This window comes from Paenibacillus sp. 01T47, assembly GCF_056398245.1.
Map to the genome: position 1 here is coordinate 108,118 of NZ_JBFTPA010000020.1, position 19,455 is coordinate 127,572.

Below are 19,455 nucleotides of genomic sequence, written 5' to 3' on the forward strand. Positions count from 1 at the left end.
TGCCAGTAAAATCACTTTACGGATAGGAGGCTTTATTTTTCACGATATTACATAAAATATTGCTTCTTACCCTTCCACCACGTCCGCACCCAATTCGCTCGCAACCTCAATCATCTTAGGGATCACGGCTTCATTCGTTCCGGACACATATATATCTCCCTGATAATGCCTGAACGGGATTGTGATATCGCCATAGCTCCACATAAAAAAATCACCATCAATAGACATCGTAGTTTCCCCTTTTACAGTGAAAACGGATGTATACGAAAAATCAGGTTTGGCAGCAAAATAACTTTTACACTCTTCCAAAGATATGTTTTGCTCCAAATGGTTCTGCTCTTGCATTGTCCTTGTAATTCTATAGCGTTGACTCATAAAGTTACCTCCACTATTGTTCTTATGCTGATCAGCCAGTTAGTCCAGCAACATTAACCTTACACTCTTGCTTCCAGATATTCAACCAATTCCGCCATAATAACGCTACAATCCATTGCGGAACTGTCTTGGCGTCATACTCATGTGTTTGCGAAAAATCCGATTGAAGAAGCTGACATCTTGAAATCCGGAACTATATGCGACATGTACAACCTTGTTGCGATGATCCTTCAACAATTCGCAAGCATGCCTGACTTGAAGGGAATGCTTGTAGTCCATGAGGCTCATGCCTGTCGCTTTCTTAAATTTTGCGGTGAAGGATGATACGCTCATGCCGCAGGTTTGGGATAGCTGATTCAACGATAACGGCTGTCGATAATTTTGTTCTACGAAATGCAAAATAGAACTCATCCATTCCTCTTTCGGCAGCGGACTATTAGTATTGTTCTCGTTGTTATCCTGATAACGACTTAACAATACCAAACACTCGATCCAATTTGTTTTTATGACGAGCTGATAACCTACCGGCTTTTCATAAAACTCCTTGTGAATTTTTTGGAGAAGAAATTCCAATTGCCCCCGCTGATGCTCGTTCAATGAAATATACGGTACAAAAGAGGCGTTTTTCCTTAGAAAAGGAGCGAGATAAAAGAAATTGATGAAGGCGGGTATTTGCAGCAGGACGCCCAATTCCTTCTGAAGCAGTTGCTTCTCAAATAGCAGATTGTATACGATCGTTTCTTCCCCATCGGTATTAAAGTAGCCATGATAGGTTTGCGGCTCGATGACGAATACATCACCGGTTGCTAGCGGATATCGTTGATCGGCCATTTCATGCAGCGCTCCGCCCTTAACCACATACACAAGCTCAACAAAATCATGTGTATGCGCAGGAATGACCTCACCTTTTTTAATTTGATAGCGCTGTATAAAAAAAGGAAACTCTCTGTCCTCGAAAAATGCATTTCCATTTAGAATAGACATTTCAAGCCCATCCTCCTTAGCAGATCGTCCTACTTTTTTTGTAGATCATCCAAGAATTCGAACGGCTCCCTATCGTAAAGTAAACCTAAGAACTTTATATAAAAGGGAGAATGGTTATGTTGAATGATAAGAGGGTTTTGACTGAAAAGCAAATCATTTTTTATCGGGAAAACGGTTTTGTTCAAGTGGATAATGTGCTTTCCGAGGACGAGCTGCAAGAACTGAGGACGTATTTGGAAGAAGCAATGAGTGATACTACAGGGCGCTCCATTCAGACGGACCAAGCTGGCGGCTCTTACTTCAAAGTGCTGAATCAGCGTGTAAACACATGGAGAGATCATGGTGGGATGGCCCGGTTCGTGTTAGGCAATCGTTTTGCAGATATGGGCAAGCAGCTTACTGGATTTGAAGGAATCCGTTTATTTCATGATCATGCTCTTTTGAAGATGCCGAATGATTCCAAGCCAACGCCTTGGCATCAAGATTGGCCATATTGGCCGATGCAGGAAAGCGGAGCATTCTCTATTTGGATCGCGCTGGATGATGTGGATGAGAACAACGGCTGTATGATGTTTGTTCCAAAATCGCAAAAAATAAAAAATTTAAAAAGCATCGACTTAGTTGCTCCAAATGATATATTTGCCGATGCAGGAGCTCAAGACGTGGATAGAAACACTGCGGTAGTCGTGCGTATGAAAGCCGGAAGCTGTACCTTTCATGACGGGTTGACGTTCCATTATGCGAATGCCAATCATACCGATAAACCGCGGCGCGCGCTTGCTATTATTTTCATGCCGGATGGCACAATATTTAGCGGAAAGCCGCACAGCTGTACGGAAGGATTGGGTCTAGCAGCTGGAGACCGCATACAAGGGGGATTGTTCCCGAAGCTAGCATAAAAGATAAATTTCAAACTACTATTCAATAATGTTACTTAATCACAGTTATCTCAAAAAAAAAAGCCGCATTTAATGCGGCTTTTAACTATTTCACTTCCGTTTTCCGTCCCCGAATTTCTGACTTTTCAGCTAATACATTTGAGTTTTGACTTAATACAATGTTGTCCCCATCAAATAGAATGTGGACATGAATAGAGAAAGGCGTTTCAATTAACCTCAAGGTCAACTGAAGCGTGTTTTCCTGCTCCCAGGCAAAGCTGCCAACGAAGCGTTGATATTCTCCCTGAAACAGAGGCGTCGTTCCCTCTACCCAGGCACCTCGACCAAGCTTAATCGTATATTCAATATCCTCCTTGCTCAGAAGGACGACGGCTTTATTAGCCTCGAAGGATATAGAAATGCTTTTCCAAAGCGGTTCGTTTTGTTCGAGCGTATATTCAATGCTGTCAATGATGGCTTCCAATGGTGAATCCGGCGGCAGCTGCGGCAGCGGTAGCGCTAGCTGCTGCAATTCATCCGCAAGCTTCGAATATGCATCCTGATTTGCAGGAAGTGACGAAGATTCCATTGCTGGGAGCAAGTGATCCCAGACCACATCCAGAATACCTTGCAAATCATTTGTACCGCTTGTCATTGCCAGCACCGCATTTTGCTCCGGCATGACGATACAAAATTGACCGAATGCACCGTCACCGCGGTACACTCCGTGTTGACATCGCCAGAACTGGTAGCCATAACCTTGCGCCCAGTCACTCACTCCACCGTCTCCATTGGATATTTGTGCTGACGTTGCTTCAGCAACCCAATCTTCCGGTAGCAGACGCTGTTCATTCCACAAGCCTTTCTGCAAATATAGCTGGCCAAACTTAGCAATATCCTCCGTGGTAATGTTTAGCCCCCACCCACCAACATGGATTCCCCGAGGACAAGATTCCCATGTCGCACCTTCAATGCCAAGCGGTTCAAACAACCGCGGCTGCAAATATTCAAGGAGCGTTTGACCAGTCACCTTCTGCAGTATGGCTGCCAGCATATATGTAGCCCCACTGTTATAGACAAAATGTGTACCAGGTGCATGCTCAACAGGAGCATCCAGAAACGCCTTGACCCAATTTCCATCTTCACACTGCTGAAGCTTACTTGTTGTGTCCTGATCATGGCCTGTTCCCATCATCAGCAAATGACGGATTTCCATCGCAGCTAAATTAGAATTTATCTCGGCTGGAACATCTTCCGGAAAAAACGATACAACCGCATCGTTTAACGACAATTTCCCTTCAGCAGCAGCGAGACCCATGGCAGTTGAGGTAAAGCTCTTGCTAAGCGAGAACAGCATATGAGGAATATCTGATGCATAAGGCTTCCACCATCCCTCTGCTACTACCTGTCCATGTCTAAGCAGCATAAGACTATGCAGTTCCAGTTTTTTTTCTTTTACAGTATTTAAAAAGGCAATTACAGCAGCGGAGGGTATTCCTTGTGCTTCCGGCTGACTTCTGGGTAAATGAAGTGTAGTCCGTTCCATCATTTCATTCCTCCTTTATACTACTAACTTACTGCAACTTCAGAGGACTGGCAAGCACTTTTGTTAGCGCTATCATAGATGTCTCGTTGAACCATGTTTCCATAAATAACATACTTACTAGCTGAGTTTATTTACTCACATGCAGCAAAGCGCCGATGGCACCTGAATACTCCCCATTTTCGAGAAATATAGGATTTGCCCCTCTAAGCCTCGTATAGCTTTGTACCACATCTTTAAGAAATTCATTTCGAATAAACGACGAACCGATGAATACGACAGAGGATACGCCGCATTGTCCAGCCGCAAGAACACTAACGGTCGCCACCGTTTCCCCTACCATTCCAATGACAGAAGCTAGTAGTTCTTCTTTTTCCAAATCTGCTTTCGATACCATGGGGTCAACATTCCCGAAGTTGCTGGCTGTTAAATCTCCTGGTATAGGGGGCACTGTCCCCTTATAAATTTGACTTACCTTCAAATCTATACGATCTCGTATACCTTTAGCAGCTAAAGGTACAATGCTGTCATAGTCATTTAATCCTGTAAGCAGCTGTGATAGCCCCATCATGGTGCCGCCACCGACCCCGGTACCGCCGACGCGCTGCTGCTCGGTTTTGTCTATATGGTGAATTGAAGTTCCGGTGCCAACATTCGTTAATATGTATGACTCCTCCGTTATTCCACTTGTTGCAAGAAGATGTCGCACACCACTCGATGTTGCTTCAAATTCAACGATTTGTTCAGCTTTTTGACTTAATAACGATCTCAAAAAAGTGGCTTTACCGCCAGTCGTACAGATCTTAATGTTATCTAATCCGTTTATCCAAGATGCCACATGCTCCAAATCAGCAATAGGAAACTTTTCAAATTCGAGCAGATCATTTTTCATATATGCGACTTTGATAAGTGTCCCGCCAGCATCAATTCCAATATTCATCTTGATTTGTCATCTCTTTTCTCCCATTAACATGCTTTGTCCGTACAATCATACACTCGAGCTGAGCATGGCTGGAATATTTATTTCTTTCACACAGGAAGCCCTTGAGAGATTCATTACACATTTTACCAAGGATACAATATCCTGAAGGGGGATCTGTGTCCCATTATAATTCGATAAAACCTTCTCTATTCCATCTTCGTATGGGATCTGAGTTGCAATTTCGCCTGGGTTTATACAGGTTACACCTATTCCGTACTTCTTCACATGCTCCCGCAAAGAATTGCTTATTCCACGCAATCCGAATTTCGAGGCAACAAATGAAATTTGTGTACTGTCATTATTTTCGAGACCTGATGTAGATCCGATGAAGAAAATTTTTGCGTTGTTTGATTTTTTTAAATTCGGCAGCAGCTTCTGGATGCAAGTAATTGCGGATGTTACATTTACATTTATAATATTAACGATTTCGTTAGGATCATCTTTCTCAAAATCATAGTCATCCATAAATCCTTTGCTTTCCCATATCCCAACATTATATATGAATACGTCTATGACAACATCACGTAATATACTCGCAATTTTATCGCTTGCTTCTGCTAATGCTAGATCTGCTTCAATCCAATAGCGATGAACACCATCGTTAAGTTCCAAACGATTCGGACAGCTTCTAGAAACTATCCATACGTTGTCCCCCGCTTCCGGTAATCCCTTAACGAATGCTTCACCGAGTCCTTTACTCGCTCCAAAAATAATAAAGTTTTTCATATAATCCTCCCATGGTTTTATTTCATAATCACTATTACATTCGTATACTTTATATATAATAATGTTTAATTAATGAGAAAATCAAGTCTATAAGAGTAGGCGGTGCGTTCTACAATACCATGATCCTTTTCCAGCTCGGCCACCATCTATTAGAAATCAATTAAAAACAAGCAACAGCTCCTTATCATCATTCGATAGGAGCTGTTGCTTGTTTTTAACGTTGTAAACTATTATTTATGGAGCTTTACCCTCTACTACTCTCCAACCTCGTTTTTTCAACCATTCTCTGCACAGCAATGTCCACGTTCCGACACTTGCATCGTTCTCGGCTAATCCCATACCGTGCGGACCACTCTCGAACATATGCAGTTCACAAGGAACATGATGCCTATTTAATGCTTGTGCGAAGAGAAGGCTGTTCTCCACCGAAACGGCCTCATCGTCTGCCGTATGCCACAGAAAAACAGGTGGTGTATCCGCGGTGACTTGCAGCTCATTAGATAAGTCGTGTCTCTGCTCCTCCGAAGGAAATTCTCCTAGCAAATTTATCATTGAATGATGATGTCGGTAATCACCAAAGCTAATAACGGGGTAACATGCGATAACCAAGTCGGGACGACTGCTTTCCCTCTCAATTGGATCAAGATCCCCCATTCGCCCTCTGTCGTAATGTGTTCCAACTGTGGACACAAGATGACCGCCTGCGGAAAAACCTATCACACCTACTCGTTCCGAATCAATATTCCAGTCTTTTGCATGATGACGTACATAACGGATTGCACGCTGAGCGTCAAGCATCGGAACAGGATATTTATAGGGCGCGAACCGATACTTCAGCACGCAAGCAGAAATGCCGAGACTATTTAACCATCGAGCGATAGGCTCGCCTTCATTATCAGCGAGCATGCCATAGGCACCACCCGGGCATACAATGACAGCTGCTCTAGGAACATCACTATCAACCAAATAAGGAGTTAATGTTGGCTCTCCCTGCGGTTCTTCGGTAATCAGATGCGGTGCACCTTTTGGCCAAATTACAATCGGAGTTGTCAATGTATACCCTCCAAGCTGTTATGGTTATGTTTTAGCAGCTAGTTTAAATAATTGATCGAATCATATGGGCTGCTGGAGCCTTTGAACGATCCTCCACAAGAGATACATTTTCTTCTTCGGCAGCTTGGGGCACATTCAATAAAACGATGGGAATTAGACCCTTCGTAGGCCGACCAGCCGATGTGATCTCGACGATCAGATCATACCGCGGCTCCTTTAATGCATTAGGCGTCAACTCGAAGAAAAGCTCATTATAGCCAACATTGCAGTGATACTGCTCAAGCGGTACGCTAATATTCGGTCCTGGAGACACGGTCCAACCCTCCGGCAAATGCCATTTGACGTTTAACCACTGCTGTATAAACATCTGGTTGTCCAAGACAAGGCGGAACCTTTTTGGCTGAGCCTCCGATACAAAGGGTTCATTCCGATAATCCAAATAGACCGAAAAGATTTGAAAGTCGTAATGGACCATAAATGGGCTTTGCTTGAACAAATCGGAGGTTTCACGATAAACCCAGCAGTTTACTCTTTTCGGATGATTATATAAATCCTTATCCTCTTTAGTCTCGATTGTATATCCGCGTTCCGCATTTACATAGTCACAATACTCGCTTCCAAGAAAAATCGGTGTCAGCTTTAAGATGCGATCCGTAAGTTCCGTCACCGTCTTCGGGATCTTTAAGCCTTGATCTCCCAGATTGATGCATAAGGTTTTGATCTCGTCCCCAATAGGCTCCAGCCATTCCGACGGCACACGCTCAGGCTCGCCAATAATCCCCATAATGGCGCCAAGTGTTGCCGCTGTACAATCGGTATCTTCACCGCAATTATTCGCGATACAAATGCTTTTGCCAAAGTCGCCTTCTCCGTAAAGCCAGCCGATGATAGTAATTCCAACGTTGCTTGGCGCATCCCAGCCCATTTCCCCGACAGGAACTTCATCCGTCAACAGTTCCGGAGTCATCCCGATAATACCGAAGCTGCCAGGAAGCTCAGTCAGCACACGAATTCGAGCTTCCTGCCAGCTCATACCCGAACGATAACATTCTATAACTGTCCGAACCGCTTTTGCAGATCCGCAATCATCTGGAAGGTATGAAAGTCCGATGTCGATTAACTTATACGTATCGCTCTCTACGAAAGCGGCGCTTTGGATGGCTGCGAAGAACACTTCCGCATAGACACCCTCGTGACTGTGATCGACAACCGCATCTTCAAAAGCATATTTCACAGCGATATCCGGATGGCCGGGTGCGAGACATGCCCATATCTCCGAGCGAATAAAAGCCCCATTGCTGTCACGGAATTTATTGTTTACATAACCGGATAACGGCGGCACGATTCCCATCCGCATATTGTTTTTCCCTGCACCGTATTCGGCCCAGTTAGGAACGATATAAGACAGCCAATATTCGCCCAATATTCGTGAATTAATCATTTTCCCGTGTTTCTCTGCTGCATTTAACCACACCAATTGCAAATCCAAATCATCGTTAGGAAGAACTCCTTGCGTCAGATCATGGGTGTAATAAGTGACATCGAGCACCCCGCGTTTGCATTCAAATGGCGCTCCGAGCGTCCCTCCGACGTTTTTCCCGATCCAACATCCGCGCACTTTGTTCTTATACTGGTCTAATGAAATTTTCATCGTTGCACCTCTTATTCTCATAGTGGTTACATCCATGAGTTTATCAACGAAACAGTACGAGAAACATCGACATTGTTAAGGTTTAAAAATAAATAATGTTAAAAAAAACCGTTCCATTTCATCGATTCTATCGGTTCATATTCGTATGTTCGCAGTGTTGTCAGAGGTACCATAATCTCCTATAATTAATTGATCATATTTAATAGGTACGGGAGGGATTTCATGTCTTTTTTTACGATGTCGAGGCTCGCGAGCCTTGATGTGAGATGGGCTGGCATACAACAGGGCAATGATAACCTCTATATGATGGAGCATTCCAATCCTTTTTTTGAACTGATGGTCGTTGCCGAAGGACCCATTTATCTGCAAGTGGAATCCGAACAGCTGGAGCTGAACTCCGGAGATATCTTCATTTTAAAACCGTGGGAGCGACATTACAGCTGGAAAAAAACGAACCCCAAAGCCAATTTCTTCTGGGTTCAATTTTCCTGCACGCCTTCTCTGAAGGAAGTCGGAGACTTGGCATCTGGCATCGATTATTCGCTGCTGGAGCACCAGGATTTACGTACCTTTGAATATGAGCATGTCGATGAATTGATCCTGCCTAGGCATTTTCAATTCCCTCGTCCTTATGAACTTCTTTCCCAATTCGAAAAGCTGCTGGAGACCTTCTCAAAACCAGAAGTATACTTTCGTTTTCGCTCAACGCTGCAATTTGCGCAAATCTTGGAATCCATTGCTTTATCTATTTTAGTCGAATCCAAAAATCAGCGTTACATTCCCGAATCATTTGTTATTTATCGGAAATTGGTTCGTCTATTAGATGAAGCATACACCGACAACCTGTCAAAAGAAGAAATAGAACGCAGCATGGATCGTACGTATGAATATTTGTGTCAAATCTTTAAGAAATATTCAGGTACAAACATCATCAAATATACGAACATGTTGAAAATTCAAAAAGCAAAGTTTTTATTAAAAAGTACAAATCGATCGGTACAAGAAATCTCTCAAGATGTCGGAATCTCGGACACCTTTTATTTCAGTAAATTATTTAAACAATATGAGAAAATCAGCCCTACCGCTTTCCGTGAACGCATGCATCCTTCCTGATAGCAAACACAAAAAAACCTGCCCATAACAGGCAGGTCAGCAGCTTATTTTCCGTTTTTTTGATGCTATTTAAATTTTATATCCGAATACTTCCCCTTAAATTCGATAAACTGTTTCATGTTAGTAGAAGACAATAACGTATTGTTTATTTTAAAACGGTTAAATACGATCCCGCTCACATTATGGCTGTCGTCAACGCCGCTAATAAGAGATTTTCGTGGAAGCTTGCCGCGGTAGATAATGTTGTTAAAGGAGACGTTGCTCACAGAACCAGGCGCAATTCCAGCAGCCATCTCATCTGTCTTGATTTGAAAAAGCATAGAGTCCCCCGGAGCTTCGAACTCATCGATATGAATATTTTTAAAGGCAATATTGCTTATCTTGTTCCCTCCTGTTGCCCAAATTTGAATCGCACCATTATATTTATTCAGATCCCATACGCCTCGCTGATTCAAAATATAGATATTCTCAAAGTTAACCTTATCGATCGTCGCATTTGGCGTATCGCCAAGCCCAAGCAATATCGGACGGGCATTATCTGCCCAAAAAATCGAATCCTTCACCGATATATTCGAACTCTCTCCATAATGATAAATGACAAAATTATCGTCCGTCGTTCTTATGAATACGCCTGAAACCTGCGCATTTTTGCTGCCTGAGAGGTGAATGCCATCAGCATTAACCATCGAACCGAAAAAATTTATGTTTTTGATCGACGTTTGATCCGTAAAGTTCATAACGACTGACCACATCGGATAATCGATCAGTGTAATGCCTTCTACCTTTGAATTAGTGCTTCTCGTAATCCATATCGCCCCGCTTCGTCCCTCAGCGTAATTTCTAGGCCGCAAAAGATCACCACCGTACATGATACCTCGGCCTTTAATTGTAATGTTGCTCAAATCATCTGCAGAAATTGACCCTTTGACAAGCGAGCCTGGTGCCAAATAAACAGTCGTATCGCTCTGACTGATATAAAACGCTTCTCCTGCATGCCAATTGCCATAACCGGTAGACGACATATAATGAGTAGAATCATTGCCGTCAGTCATTTTGGAGTAACTGGGGAATGCCCCATTTACCGCTTTGCCCTTTGCAATATTTGTAGAATCGTCTCCCTTTTTATAAAGCTTAAATTCGCTTGCCAATGATGTCATTACATAATGACTTGATCCGGTATTACCTAGTAGGACAAGCTTTACATATCTCGCGTTCACATTACTCAATAAATCGGTGACTGTTCCTTCCTTATTATTCTCATACCCATCGTAGACTTTTACATACGGGTCGTCTTTTCTCTCCTTGGCCTCAATCACGAATCGTTGGGGCCCTTTTGCAAACCACTGGGAGTCGGTTAGCTGCTGTACCAAATCAAATTTTTCCAGTTGAACAGTTTCCTCGAGATCAAGCTCAACCCACATCCCTTTTGGCAGCTCGTGCTCGCCCGGCTTAAAATAATACGTATCTTTTCCCGTTGGCAAATAAAGCGGGATCGGGTCGCCAGGATTTATAACATAAACGTTTGCGGCATTCTGTGAAGGTGCATCGTTCTCAGGCATGTTTGAAAGGATATGCAAATTGCCCTCACTCCAGCTGCCATTCACCATAATGGTGGGCTTTAATGGAGCTATGCTATTTTGCGTGAGCGAAAAGGTTAATGTTTTCCCTTCTGTTTTTTTAGCATTAATTCCATAAGCCGAAGGGCGTATTTCATAATTTTTGATTTTTTCCTTGTTATACGTTACCTTAAACTCTGCTGTACCTGAAAAGTCTACGTTAACCATGGCTGCATCCGTTGGCACATCTTGCTCCTTCTGCTCGCCGTTTTTTACGTTATAAACATAAAGCTCTTTCCACGTCTTCTGGCCGCTCTCTCTTATCCAAACCGAAAAACTATTGTTTTTTTGCTGCCAAGCAGGCGTATCCCAAGTAACGATTTTTGAAGTGCTCTGCTTATTTTCCTGATTCACAGCATGCGCCTCCCCAACATTCAAAAAAGTTGCTATCAAAAAGAGCACAAGCAACAGCTTCATCTTCATCACAAACCATTCCTCCCGATATGAAGTCATGATAATTCTTAAATCTAACCTTTCACGCTGCCAAGTACGATGCCTTTCATGAAATACTTTTGCAAAAAAGGATAGAGAACAAGCACAGGCAGTGCTGCAAGAAAAATTTGCGAGGCTTTGGTCGTACGGTCTGATACCTCAGCAAGCGCCTTCATATCTTCCGCTGTCAGGTTTCCCCCTGCCGTAAATAATTCCGTACTTACAACAAGTGTCTGCAGATACGTCTGCAACGGATAATTCATAGGCGAGTTCATATAGATCAGTCCATCGAACCAAGAATTCCACTGTCCTACGCATGTAAACAACAGAATTGTCGCAAGTGCAGGAATCGATATCGGAACCATCATTTTCCAAAGCAGCTGCCAATGGGTACATCCGTCAACAAGTGCAGCCTCTTGAATTTCTTTCGGTGTACCGCGAAAGAAATTCAGCAGCAGCACGATGTTGAACACCGCCACAGCGCCTGGAAGTACAAGTGCCCAGATCGTATCAAGCATATGGTAATTTCGAATGACCATGTAGGTTGGGATTAATCCCCCGCTAAACAAAATGGTTACAAAGAAGAACCACACATAGAAGGTTCGCATTGGAAACTCCGTCCGTTCCTTCGACAACGGATACGCGGAAATAACAACCACCAACAAACTGATGATCGTACCCAGAACAACCCGTACAATAGAAACAAAAAGCGACTGTAAAAATTCCGGTTTGGACAGAGCGTACTTGTAGGAGCTCAGCGTAAAATCAACTGGCCACAGCTTGACCGCCCCAGCCGTCGCCGCCGAGCTTGAGCTAAACGACAGAGCCAATATATTAATGAGAGGAAGCAAACAAACAACAGCTAACGTAATAAGGAAAACATTATTGCAGATAAGAAAAACTTTTCTTCCCAGTGAATCATTGAAGTCCATAACGGTCTCTCCTTTCCTTAAAAAATACGGTAACCAGCAATACGATAAGCAAGCCAGTACGATGCTCCTACAAAAATCAAAGATACCACCGATTTGAACAAGCCGACAGCTGTCGCAACCGCATATTGAGCATCTATAAGACCTAGTCGATACACAAAAGTGTCCAGAATATCTCCCGTACGATAGACAAGCGGGTTATACAAATTGAATACTTGATCGAAGCCAGCATTCAGCACGCCCCCAAGCCCGAGTGTCGCCAGCAGCACGATGATGGGAAGCATGCCTGGCAATGTCACATGAATCGTTTGTTTCCATCTGCCTGCCCCATCCATAATGGCGGCTTCGTATAATGTAGGATTAATGCTTGTAAGCGCAGCGAGATAAACAATCGTGCCAAACCCGAATTCCTTCCACACATCCGTGACAACGAGCACATAAGGAAACAGCTTATCATTGCCAAGAAAAAATAGCGGTTCCATTCCAAACCAGCTAATCACTTCATTCAGTAGTCCCTGTGATGGTGAGAGAATATCAATCAGAATGCCGCCAAGAATGACCCACGATAGGAAATGCGGCAAATAAATAAGAGTCTGCACCGATCTCTTGATCGATGATTTCCGCACTTCATTAAGCAGCAATGCCGTCACAATAGGGGCAATTTGACCGAAGATGATTTTCAGAAAAGCAATAAAAATGGTGTTCCATAATACTTGGCCAATCCCAGGCATTTGGAGCATAAACTCGAAATTGTTCCAACCCACCCATTTGGAATCGAAGAAGCCTTTAGCAGGAATGAAATTCTGGAAGGCAATGACGATTCCTGCCATAGGGATATAATGAAACATGATTAACAATAGAATTCCGGGCACCAGCATAAGATGCAGAGGTAGATGCTTCTTCCAAGATCGTCTTCTTTTGACGGTCGCCGCTTGCAACATGATCATTCCTTTCTAAGCTGATAGAGTAAGAAAGGAAGCAAGCCATTCGAGCTGCTTCCTCTCCCTTCTCAGGTTATTGTTTAGCCTTATACCATTCGTTTACTTCAGCCGTAATTGCATCTCCGCCAAATTTCTTCCAATCCGCTACAAACTTATCGAACTCGCTTACATCCGATTGCCCCATAATAATTTTCGTGAACACTTCCAGCTTCATCTTATCCAGTGTGCTTTTCTTGGCTGTCATCGTTGGCGTGCTTGGTCCCGAATATTCATCAACCAGATACTTGTTATCCTTCACGTAGTCGCTGACTACATTCATACCGCCTCCTGGTCCAGCCCATTTATAGGAAGACCAGGCCTGCCCTTCCTCGTTGCTGTCTATAAATTTCCCCGATAACCACAACTGGTAGAGGTCATAATGATGCTTTACATCGGCAATCGGATTATCTACATACTTCCCTGCATCAACCGATTCCTGAACACCTCGGTGAATATTTATCAGCTCCAGTGGATCACTTATGATAACAGCTGCAAATGCCGCAACATTAATTTCCTTGTTTTCTCCCCCGTACCAATAGGCGTCCAGACGTCCTTCCGGACCATATTGCTTCTCTACTGCAAAATTAAGCAGCTTCACGAGCGCTTCCGGATGCTCGAACCCTTTGCGAACGACATAATAATTCCCAACCGGAATGCCGCCTGAGGTACTTGCTGGCTGGTCGTCAAAGGAAATGAGTGGATACGGCTTCCAATCCGACTTTTCCTTCTTATAATGATCCGTCAAAGGCCACCACACGGCACCCTCGCCTGAGTAGAACATGCCCGTTTTGTTACCGGCAATTAATTCGTATGCTTTAGACTGATCCTTGACCGCAAATTCTGGATCGATCAGACCTGCTTTGAACAGATCCTGCAGCTTCTGCAGCGCTGGCTTAAGGCCAGGTTGAATGTCACCGTAGATAAGCTGCCCTGAGTCATCTTTGACCCACCGTCCCGGATAAGCATGGAAGCTTTCGAAGAAGCCCATTAAGGAGTTCAGATCCTTATGGATTCCGCCCAGCCCTAGCGTGTCCTTCTGGTTGTTGCCATCAGGATCTTGATTCGCAAACGCCTCGGCAATGCGATATACGTCTTCCATCGATTTAGGCTCTGGCAAATTAAGCTTCTTCAGCCAATCCTGCCTAATCCATAACATCTGAGCTCCGGTACCTGTGAAGGTAACACCAGGCAGGGCAAGCAATTTCCCTTCGAAAGTAGAGGCCTTCATTCCGTTGCCACCATCATTACTTATGACTTGCTTGGTTTTCTCCGAAGCGTATTTCTCAAATACTTCCGTCATGTCCTCGACCATATCGGCATCGACAAGGCGCTTCAACTCATTAGCTGACACCGTCAAAATATCAGGAATATCGCCAGATGCGATGGTCACATTCATCTTTTGCTGCCACTGTGTCTGTGGAACGCTCCACTTATTGATCAGCTTAATACCCAGCTCCTCTTCATAAGAGCGATACCAAATATTGTTATCTATGCTGTCACCCTTCTCGAACTTGATAGAAGGAGGCAGCCACCTCACCGTTGTCACTTCAATCGCAGGCTCATATTTGCCAACCGGATCAGCGGGAGCTGGCTTATCATCCGTATTCCCTGTCCCTTTGCTCTCACCTGTATTTGCACTGTTTTCTTGCTTGCCCTTGTTTCCACTCGCACCGTTATTCGTAGTGCTGCATGCTGATGTTAAGAGAAGCATGACTGCTGTAGCGAGAATTAAATATCGCTTCAAGCTTTTGTGTTGCATGTTCAATCCCCCTTTTGTTGTAAACGCTATCACTTGCATGAATAAAGTATAAGCCCGCTACATCGACTTACGTAACAGGCCATTTCTTTACTTCTGCTTATCTATTTTTTACCTTTGTGCAAAATTTGCCGAGCACGCCCATCCATCATCGTTCTTCCAGCGATCGGTAATCCTGTGGGGTATAACCGCTTGCTTTCTTGAAGAATCGTGTAAAATGGGGCGGTGAAATAAAGCCAAGCGCGGCACTTATTTCATGAATTTTCAGATCTGGTTGAAGCAGAATCCGCATCGCTTCTTTCAGCTTAGCCTCATGGATATAAGTGAGCACGTTCGTACCTGTCACCTTTTTGAAAGCTCTGGATAAATAAGACGGATTCCATTGTACAATCTCAGATAAACGCACCAAAGAGAGATCCTCTCCTAGGTGATCGTGAATATAACTCTTCACAAGATCAATGGTTCGGTCGCGGCGTTCAGCCTGGTCCTGCTGCTGCATCTCAAAAATCGTCATTGCAAGTCGATAATAATAATCCATATATGATGCCAGATTCACTTGATCAGCTGCCGGCTGCATTAATACCGACAAATCAATGCGTACCGATAGGCGCTCCTGCAAATTAAAACGATGAATATGGCGCAGGAAAACAAGCGATAGCGCAGAGTAAACCGATTCCATTCGCATAGGCTCAGCTTTGAAGCGAGCCCAGGCCGAATCGAAAGCTTCGGCTTGGCCGTTTGCTAAATATTCGCCAAACAAATCCGTTTTGCGCAGCATCTTCGCAAGGTAAAGCTCGGTCTCGTCGAATTCAACTTGAACAACACCGTTTCGATCACCGGATTGACGATGATACTCATGCTCCAGCATCGCCCATCGGTCGGCAATGTCATCCCACTCGCAAGGAGACCTGTCCAGCAGAAAAAATAGTGAAATATGGAAAGAGAGCTGAAAGGCAGCCTCTGCATTCTCCGCATATTCCCGAACCGCTAGACGAGTGTCGCTCCACAAAGCAGATTGTTCAAGTTCAATCGGTTCGCTTAGATGACTGGCTGCCGGTTGTATGAACCAGACCATTGTTTCCTTGTCCACAAATATATACTTCATATGCAGGTGGGAATAACCATACTGCTCCTCGATTACCTTCATCCCTGCATGCAGCTGCGCCTTTCCAGCCTGCCGCGATCCAGAATCCAATCCGATCAGTTTAGCCATCATAAGGAGAACTGGACGCTTCGGATCGAGCGGAATACCCAGCTCCTCGAATTGATTGGATCTGCTGCGCCTATCAAATGATTCATCATAGAGAAGTTCGCTTAACAACTCGTTTTGAAGCAGCGGCAGCGTTTGCTCCATCTGCTGCATCGCTTTGCCCATAAGACCTTCAATCTGCTGTTCTCCGGCGATATCCTCTGCCAGCTTGCCAATCGTATCCAAAATTTTCTCATGGCCCTCCGTCTTAAGAAGATAGCTGGTATTGTCATAATGGATAGCCTCGTATACATAATCAAATTCGCTATGCCCGGTCAAAAAAACAACTTTGCATCTAGGCCATAACCTGCGAATATGCTTGTGAAGCTCCAGACCGCTTAAAACAGGCATCCGAATATCGGTCATTACGATGTCAAATCTTCCCCTCCTTAACCATTCGAGAGCGCTCTTCGCAGAATAAGCCTTATATAATTCGAACTCGATTGGAAAACGTTCCTGCAGAAGTGTATAGAGGCCGTCCGCAATATCAGGCTCGTCATCAACAATTAACAATCTAAGCATACTCCTTGTCCTCCTTCCATATGGTCAAACGAACTTCCAATCCTCCAAGGCGGCTGCGCTCGACAACGATTCCGCCTCTCTCCCCGTATTTCATCCTTAACCTTCGATGTATGTTTAGCAGGCCAGTCGTTTCAATCGTACTCTCATCCGTTCTCAGCAGCTTCTCTAGCGTCTCCAGCCGTTCCTGATCCAATAATAGGCCATTATCTTCCACACGAATGAACAAACAATCCTCTGCTTCTTCAAAAGTGATAGACAGAAGTCCGCCTTCCTCTATATGATCAAATACATGCTCGAAAGCGTTTTCGATTAAGGGCTGAAGAATAAGGCGCGGTACCTTAACCTCAAGGTAAGCAGTTGGAACTTCGCCGCACTTGGCCTTCATCCGCAGACGAAAGCGCCTACCCTGAATTTCAGCATAAATTGTGGCATGCTTGGCCTCCTCGAAAAGCGGTACTTCATCTGAGGAATTGCGGGTAATGTACTGTAAATAGCTGCCCATCTGTGAAGCGAACTGCTTGGCGCTGTCATGATCTTCTACCGCAATCATGTTATACAGCGTGAAATAGCTGTTATATAGAAAATGCGGGTTAATTTGTGATTGCAGATGCTTCAGCTCCGCTCGTTGAACTAATATTTTGTGCGTATATACTTGTTCAATCAAATCCCGCATATAACGGGACATTTTATTAAAGCCCTGGAGCAAATATCCGAACTCACTGCGGCTGTTCTCGGTAATCGTTACGTCCAATTCGCCCTTCTCCATCTTCCTAAATGCGCGCAGAAGCGCCAGCAACGGCCGATGGATCATACGGTACAAGGAAAGACACAAAACAATAATAAAGAAGAGGAATACGGCAATTAACACCCAGAACAGCTGCTGGTAACGATGTAAATTATTGAACAAATGCTTCTCAGGAACAAAATGAATGAGCGAGAACCCAAGAAGCTCGGAAAACCGAGAGGATACGAGCACTCTATCATCTCCCTCACCGACACTCCTGATATTCTCGTATTCATTTGGTGCACCCGATTTATATTGATCGATGTACTGATCCAAATAGGGATTCTCATAATGATGAGTGCGAATAATAAAATCGCCGTTTGGGTCGCTTAGAACGGAGCCGCTATTCTCGCTGCTCTCTAAAGAGGAAAGTGATTTGCTTAGCTCATTCGGTGAAAGCTCCACAATAATGGAATACATCGCATTTTCCGCTTCGTACAAACCACGCACCTCGTGAACAAGAACAATATACGGAATATGATTGAGGAAATAGATCGCTTTTCCCGGACTTTTTCTAGCCAGCTCACTAGTAGCATTAAATTGTTCATGCATCATCGCGCCCGTTCCCTGCATAGCGGATATCGTACGGTTAAGGGAGGGAATATGTACGGACACATCCGATATATATACGCTGCTGTTTTTTAGTGCAAACAGCCTGTCCTGTACCATTAATATAGCTTGGCTTTTGTCATATTGATTCATGTAGTCTGGAATAACCGCCAGCTTGTTCAGCGATTCGTCGTTAATTAATTCATACTGCAGCAGTTGAATCCGTTCGACTTCTTTCTCCATCGCACGTATATTTGCATCAACCCTCGACTCCATCGAGTTGGATATTTCCCTTCGCAGCAGCTCCCTGCCTCCAGAATAAAAGTTGTTCCCGATCAAGATAATCGGTATCAGCAACAATGCCAGCAATAACGCGAAACGAAGCAACAGTGAGCTCTTTATTCTGCTAAACCCTGTACGGATAAATACCGCCTCCATTTTTGCTAAGATTGCCATGAAGCAGCAGCTTAGACTCGTTTTTTGTTTCCACTTGCAAATGATGCGGCTTCACCGTATACACTTTTTCATTATTTAGAAGATTGTGCTCAAAAGCAATACAAACACTAGTTTAATGTTAAGCGATTTCATGTGCTTTCAACATTGACGTTTTTAACATTTGGACAGAAAAAAGACTAGATAAATCAATAGCTTGATTCATCTAGTCTTCGACTCCATTACATCGATGTCTTATACTATAGGTATACATAAAATAGAAAGAGGTGCCCGATATGTGGAAACACTTTGTAGCTATAGGTGATAGCTTTACGGAAGGTATTGGTGATGAAGTTGAGGAGACCCCATTAAAGAGCTGGGTCCATCACTTCGCCGAGCTGCATGAGCCCACATTAAAATACACCAATTTGGCTAAACGTGGATTGATAACCAAAGAGATTCGCTTAAAGCAGCTGGAAGAGGCTCTAGCACTAGAGCCCGACTTAGTCAGCCTAATCGCAGGCGCAAATGATATTTTAAAAGGCCGCTGGAACTTCAATGAGTATAAGTCGGAAATGGAGCTCATGATAGATGCGTTAAGCAAGTCAGGTGCTGCTGTTATAATCGGAAATCTTCCCGACTTTACAGCTAGATTGCCTTTACCTGATGAAAAAAAACGAGTAATAAAAGAACAGCTGCTGCAAGCAAATGAAGTCGTTCGTTCACTTAGCAATGAGTACAAATTAATGCCTATCGATTTCTGGAATCATCCAATGGCTGAAGACAATACCTTTTGGTCTAAGGATTTGATTCACCCCAACTCCATAGGATACAGAAAAATTGGCGAAATCATCTTTAATCGCTGCTCAATTTGAATGAAACAAACGGCTATTTCTTGCTA

Annotated in this window: 16 protein-coding genes; 3 read left to right on the plus strand and 13 right to left on the minus strand. The window is 43.8% G+C overall.

The genetic code is table 11. The features are described from left to right. Positions 1–66: 66 nt before the first annotated feature. Entirely contained in the window at positions 67–375 is a 309-nt protein-coding gene (locus AC1DOV_RS28535; protein WP_339208444.1) for a hypothetical protein, read from the minus strand. A gap of 105 nt (positions 376–480) precedes the next feature. Next, positions 481–1,359, minus strand: a complete 879-nt coding sequence (locus AC1DOV_RS28540; RefSeq protein ID WP_441881947.1) for a helix-turn-helix domain-containing protein — start codon at positions 1,357–1,359, stop codon at positions 481–483. A gap of 116 nt (positions 1,360–1,475) precedes the next feature. Here AC1DOV_RS28540 and AC1DOV_RS28545 point away from each other — a divergent pair, with 116 nt between their 5' ends. After that, positions 1,476–2,258, plus strand: coding sequence for a phytanoyl-CoA dioxygenase family protein (locus AC1DOV_RS28545; RefSeq protein WP_441881944.1), 783 nt, complete (start codon positions 1,476–1,478; stop codon positions 2,256–2,258). 85 nt (positions 2,259–2,343) lie between these two features. Here the strand turns inward: AC1DOV_RS28545 and AC1DOV_RS28550 are convergent, their stop codons facing one another. From AC1DOV_RS28550 to AC1DOV_RS28570, 5 genes are all read right to left on the minus strand, one after another. Beyond that, positions 2,344–3,786 (minus strand): serine hydrolase domain-containing protein, encoded by a 1,443-nt coding sequence (locus AC1DOV_RS28550; protein ID WP_477551641.1) that lies wholly within the window; start codon positions 3,784–3,786, stop codon positions 2,344–2,346. 124 nt (positions 3,787–3,910) lie between these two features. Beyond that, on the minus strand, positions 3,911–4,720 hold the full coding sequence (gene coaW / locus AC1DOV_RS28555; RefSeq protein WP_441881939.1) for a type II pantothenate kinase: 810 nt from the start codon (positions 4,718–4,720) through the stop codon (positions 3,911–3,913). A gap of 48 nt (positions 4,721–4,768) precedes the next feature. Next, complete coding sequence (locus AC1DOV_RS28560; protein ID WP_477551642.1) at positions 4,769–5,488, minus strand: SDR family NAD(P)-dependent oxidoreductase; 720 nt, start codon at positions 5,486–5,488, stop codon at positions 4,769–4,771. A 234-nt stretch (positions 5,489–5,722) separates the two neighbouring features. Further along, positions 5,723–6,541 carry an alpha/beta hydrolase gene (locus AC1DOV_RS28565; protein WP_477551643.1) on the minus strand — a complete coding sequence of 273 codons (819 nt, stop codon included), beginning with the start codon at positions 6,539–6,541 and terminating at the stop codon, positions 5,723–5,725. A 43-nt stretch (positions 6,542–6,584) separates the two neighbouring features. Continuing rightward, complete coding sequence (locus AC1DOV_RS28570; protein WP_441881930.1) at positions 6,585–8,192, minus strand: ADP-ribosylglycohydrolase family protein; 1,608 nt, start codon at positions 8,190–8,192, stop codon at positions 6,585–6,587. A 222-nt stretch (positions 8,193–8,414) separates the two neighbouring features. On the opposite strand from AC1DOV_RS28570, the gene AC1DOV_RS28575 reads away from it, so the two are divergent. Continuing rightward, on the plus strand, positions 8,415–9,305 hold the full coding sequence (locus tag AC1DOV_RS28575; RefSeq protein ID WP_339208432.1) for an AraC family transcriptional regulator: 891 nt from the start codon (positions 8,415–8,417) through the stop codon (positions 9,303–9,305). Positions 9,306–9,370: 65 nt separating this feature from the next. Here the strand turns inward: AC1DOV_RS28575 and AC1DOV_RS28580 are convergent, their stop codons facing one another. The 6 genes from AC1DOV_RS28580 to AC1DOV_RS28605 form a co-directional block, all read right to left on the minus strand. Beyond that, a complete protein-coding gene (locus AC1DOV_RS28580; RefSeq protein WP_477512327.1) occupies positions 9,371–11,344 on the minus strand; it encodes a glycosyl hydrolase family 28 protein in 1,974 nt (657 codons plus the stop codon). Between the two features lie 44 nt (positions 11,345–11,388). Beyond that, positions 11,389–12,285, minus strand: coding sequence for a carbohydrate ABC transporter permease (locus AC1DOV_RS28585; protein ID WP_477512270.1), 897 nt, complete (start codon positions 12,283–12,285; stop codon positions 11,389–11,391). Between the two features lie 17 nt (positions 12,286–12,302). Further along, on the minus strand, positions 12,303–13,223 hold the full coding sequence (locus tag AC1DOV_RS28590; RefSeq protein WP_139991467.1) for an ABC transporter permease: 921 nt from the start codon (positions 13,221–13,223) through the stop codon (positions 12,303–12,305). 73 nt (positions 13,224–13,296) lie between these two features. Continuing rightward, positions 13,297–15,021, minus strand: a complete 1,725-nt coding sequence (locus tag AC1DOV_RS28595; protein ID WP_477551644.1) for an extracellular solute-binding protein — start codon at positions 15,019–15,021, stop codon at positions 13,297–13,299. Positions 15,022–15,166: 145 nt separating this feature from the next. Further along, positions 15,167–16,789 carry a response regulator gene (locus tag AC1DOV_RS28600; RefSeq protein WP_477551645.1) on the minus strand — a complete coding sequence of 541 codons (1,623 nt, stop codon included), beginning with the start codon at positions 16,787–16,789 and terminating at the stop codon, positions 15,167–15,169. Beyond that, positions 16,782–18,578, minus strand: coding sequence for a sensor histidine kinase (locus tag AC1DOV_RS28605; protein ID WP_477551646.1), 1,797 nt, complete (start codon positions 18,576–18,578; stop codon positions 16,782–16,784). The genes AC1DOV_RS28600 and AC1DOV_RS28605 overlap by 8 nt, the downstream gene beginning before the upstream one ends. Positions 18,579–18,850: 272 nt before the next feature. On the opposite strand from AC1DOV_RS28605, the gene AC1DOV_RS28610 reads away from it, so the two are divergent. Continuing rightward, positions 18,851–19,429: an SGNH/GDSL hydrolase family protein gene (locus AC1DOV_RS28610; RefSeq protein ID WP_477551647.1), complete on the plus strand. Its 579-nt coding sequence runs from the start codon at positions 18,851–18,853 to the stop codon at positions 19,427–19,429. The last annotated feature ends 26 nt before the right edge of the window (positions 19,430–19,455 follow it).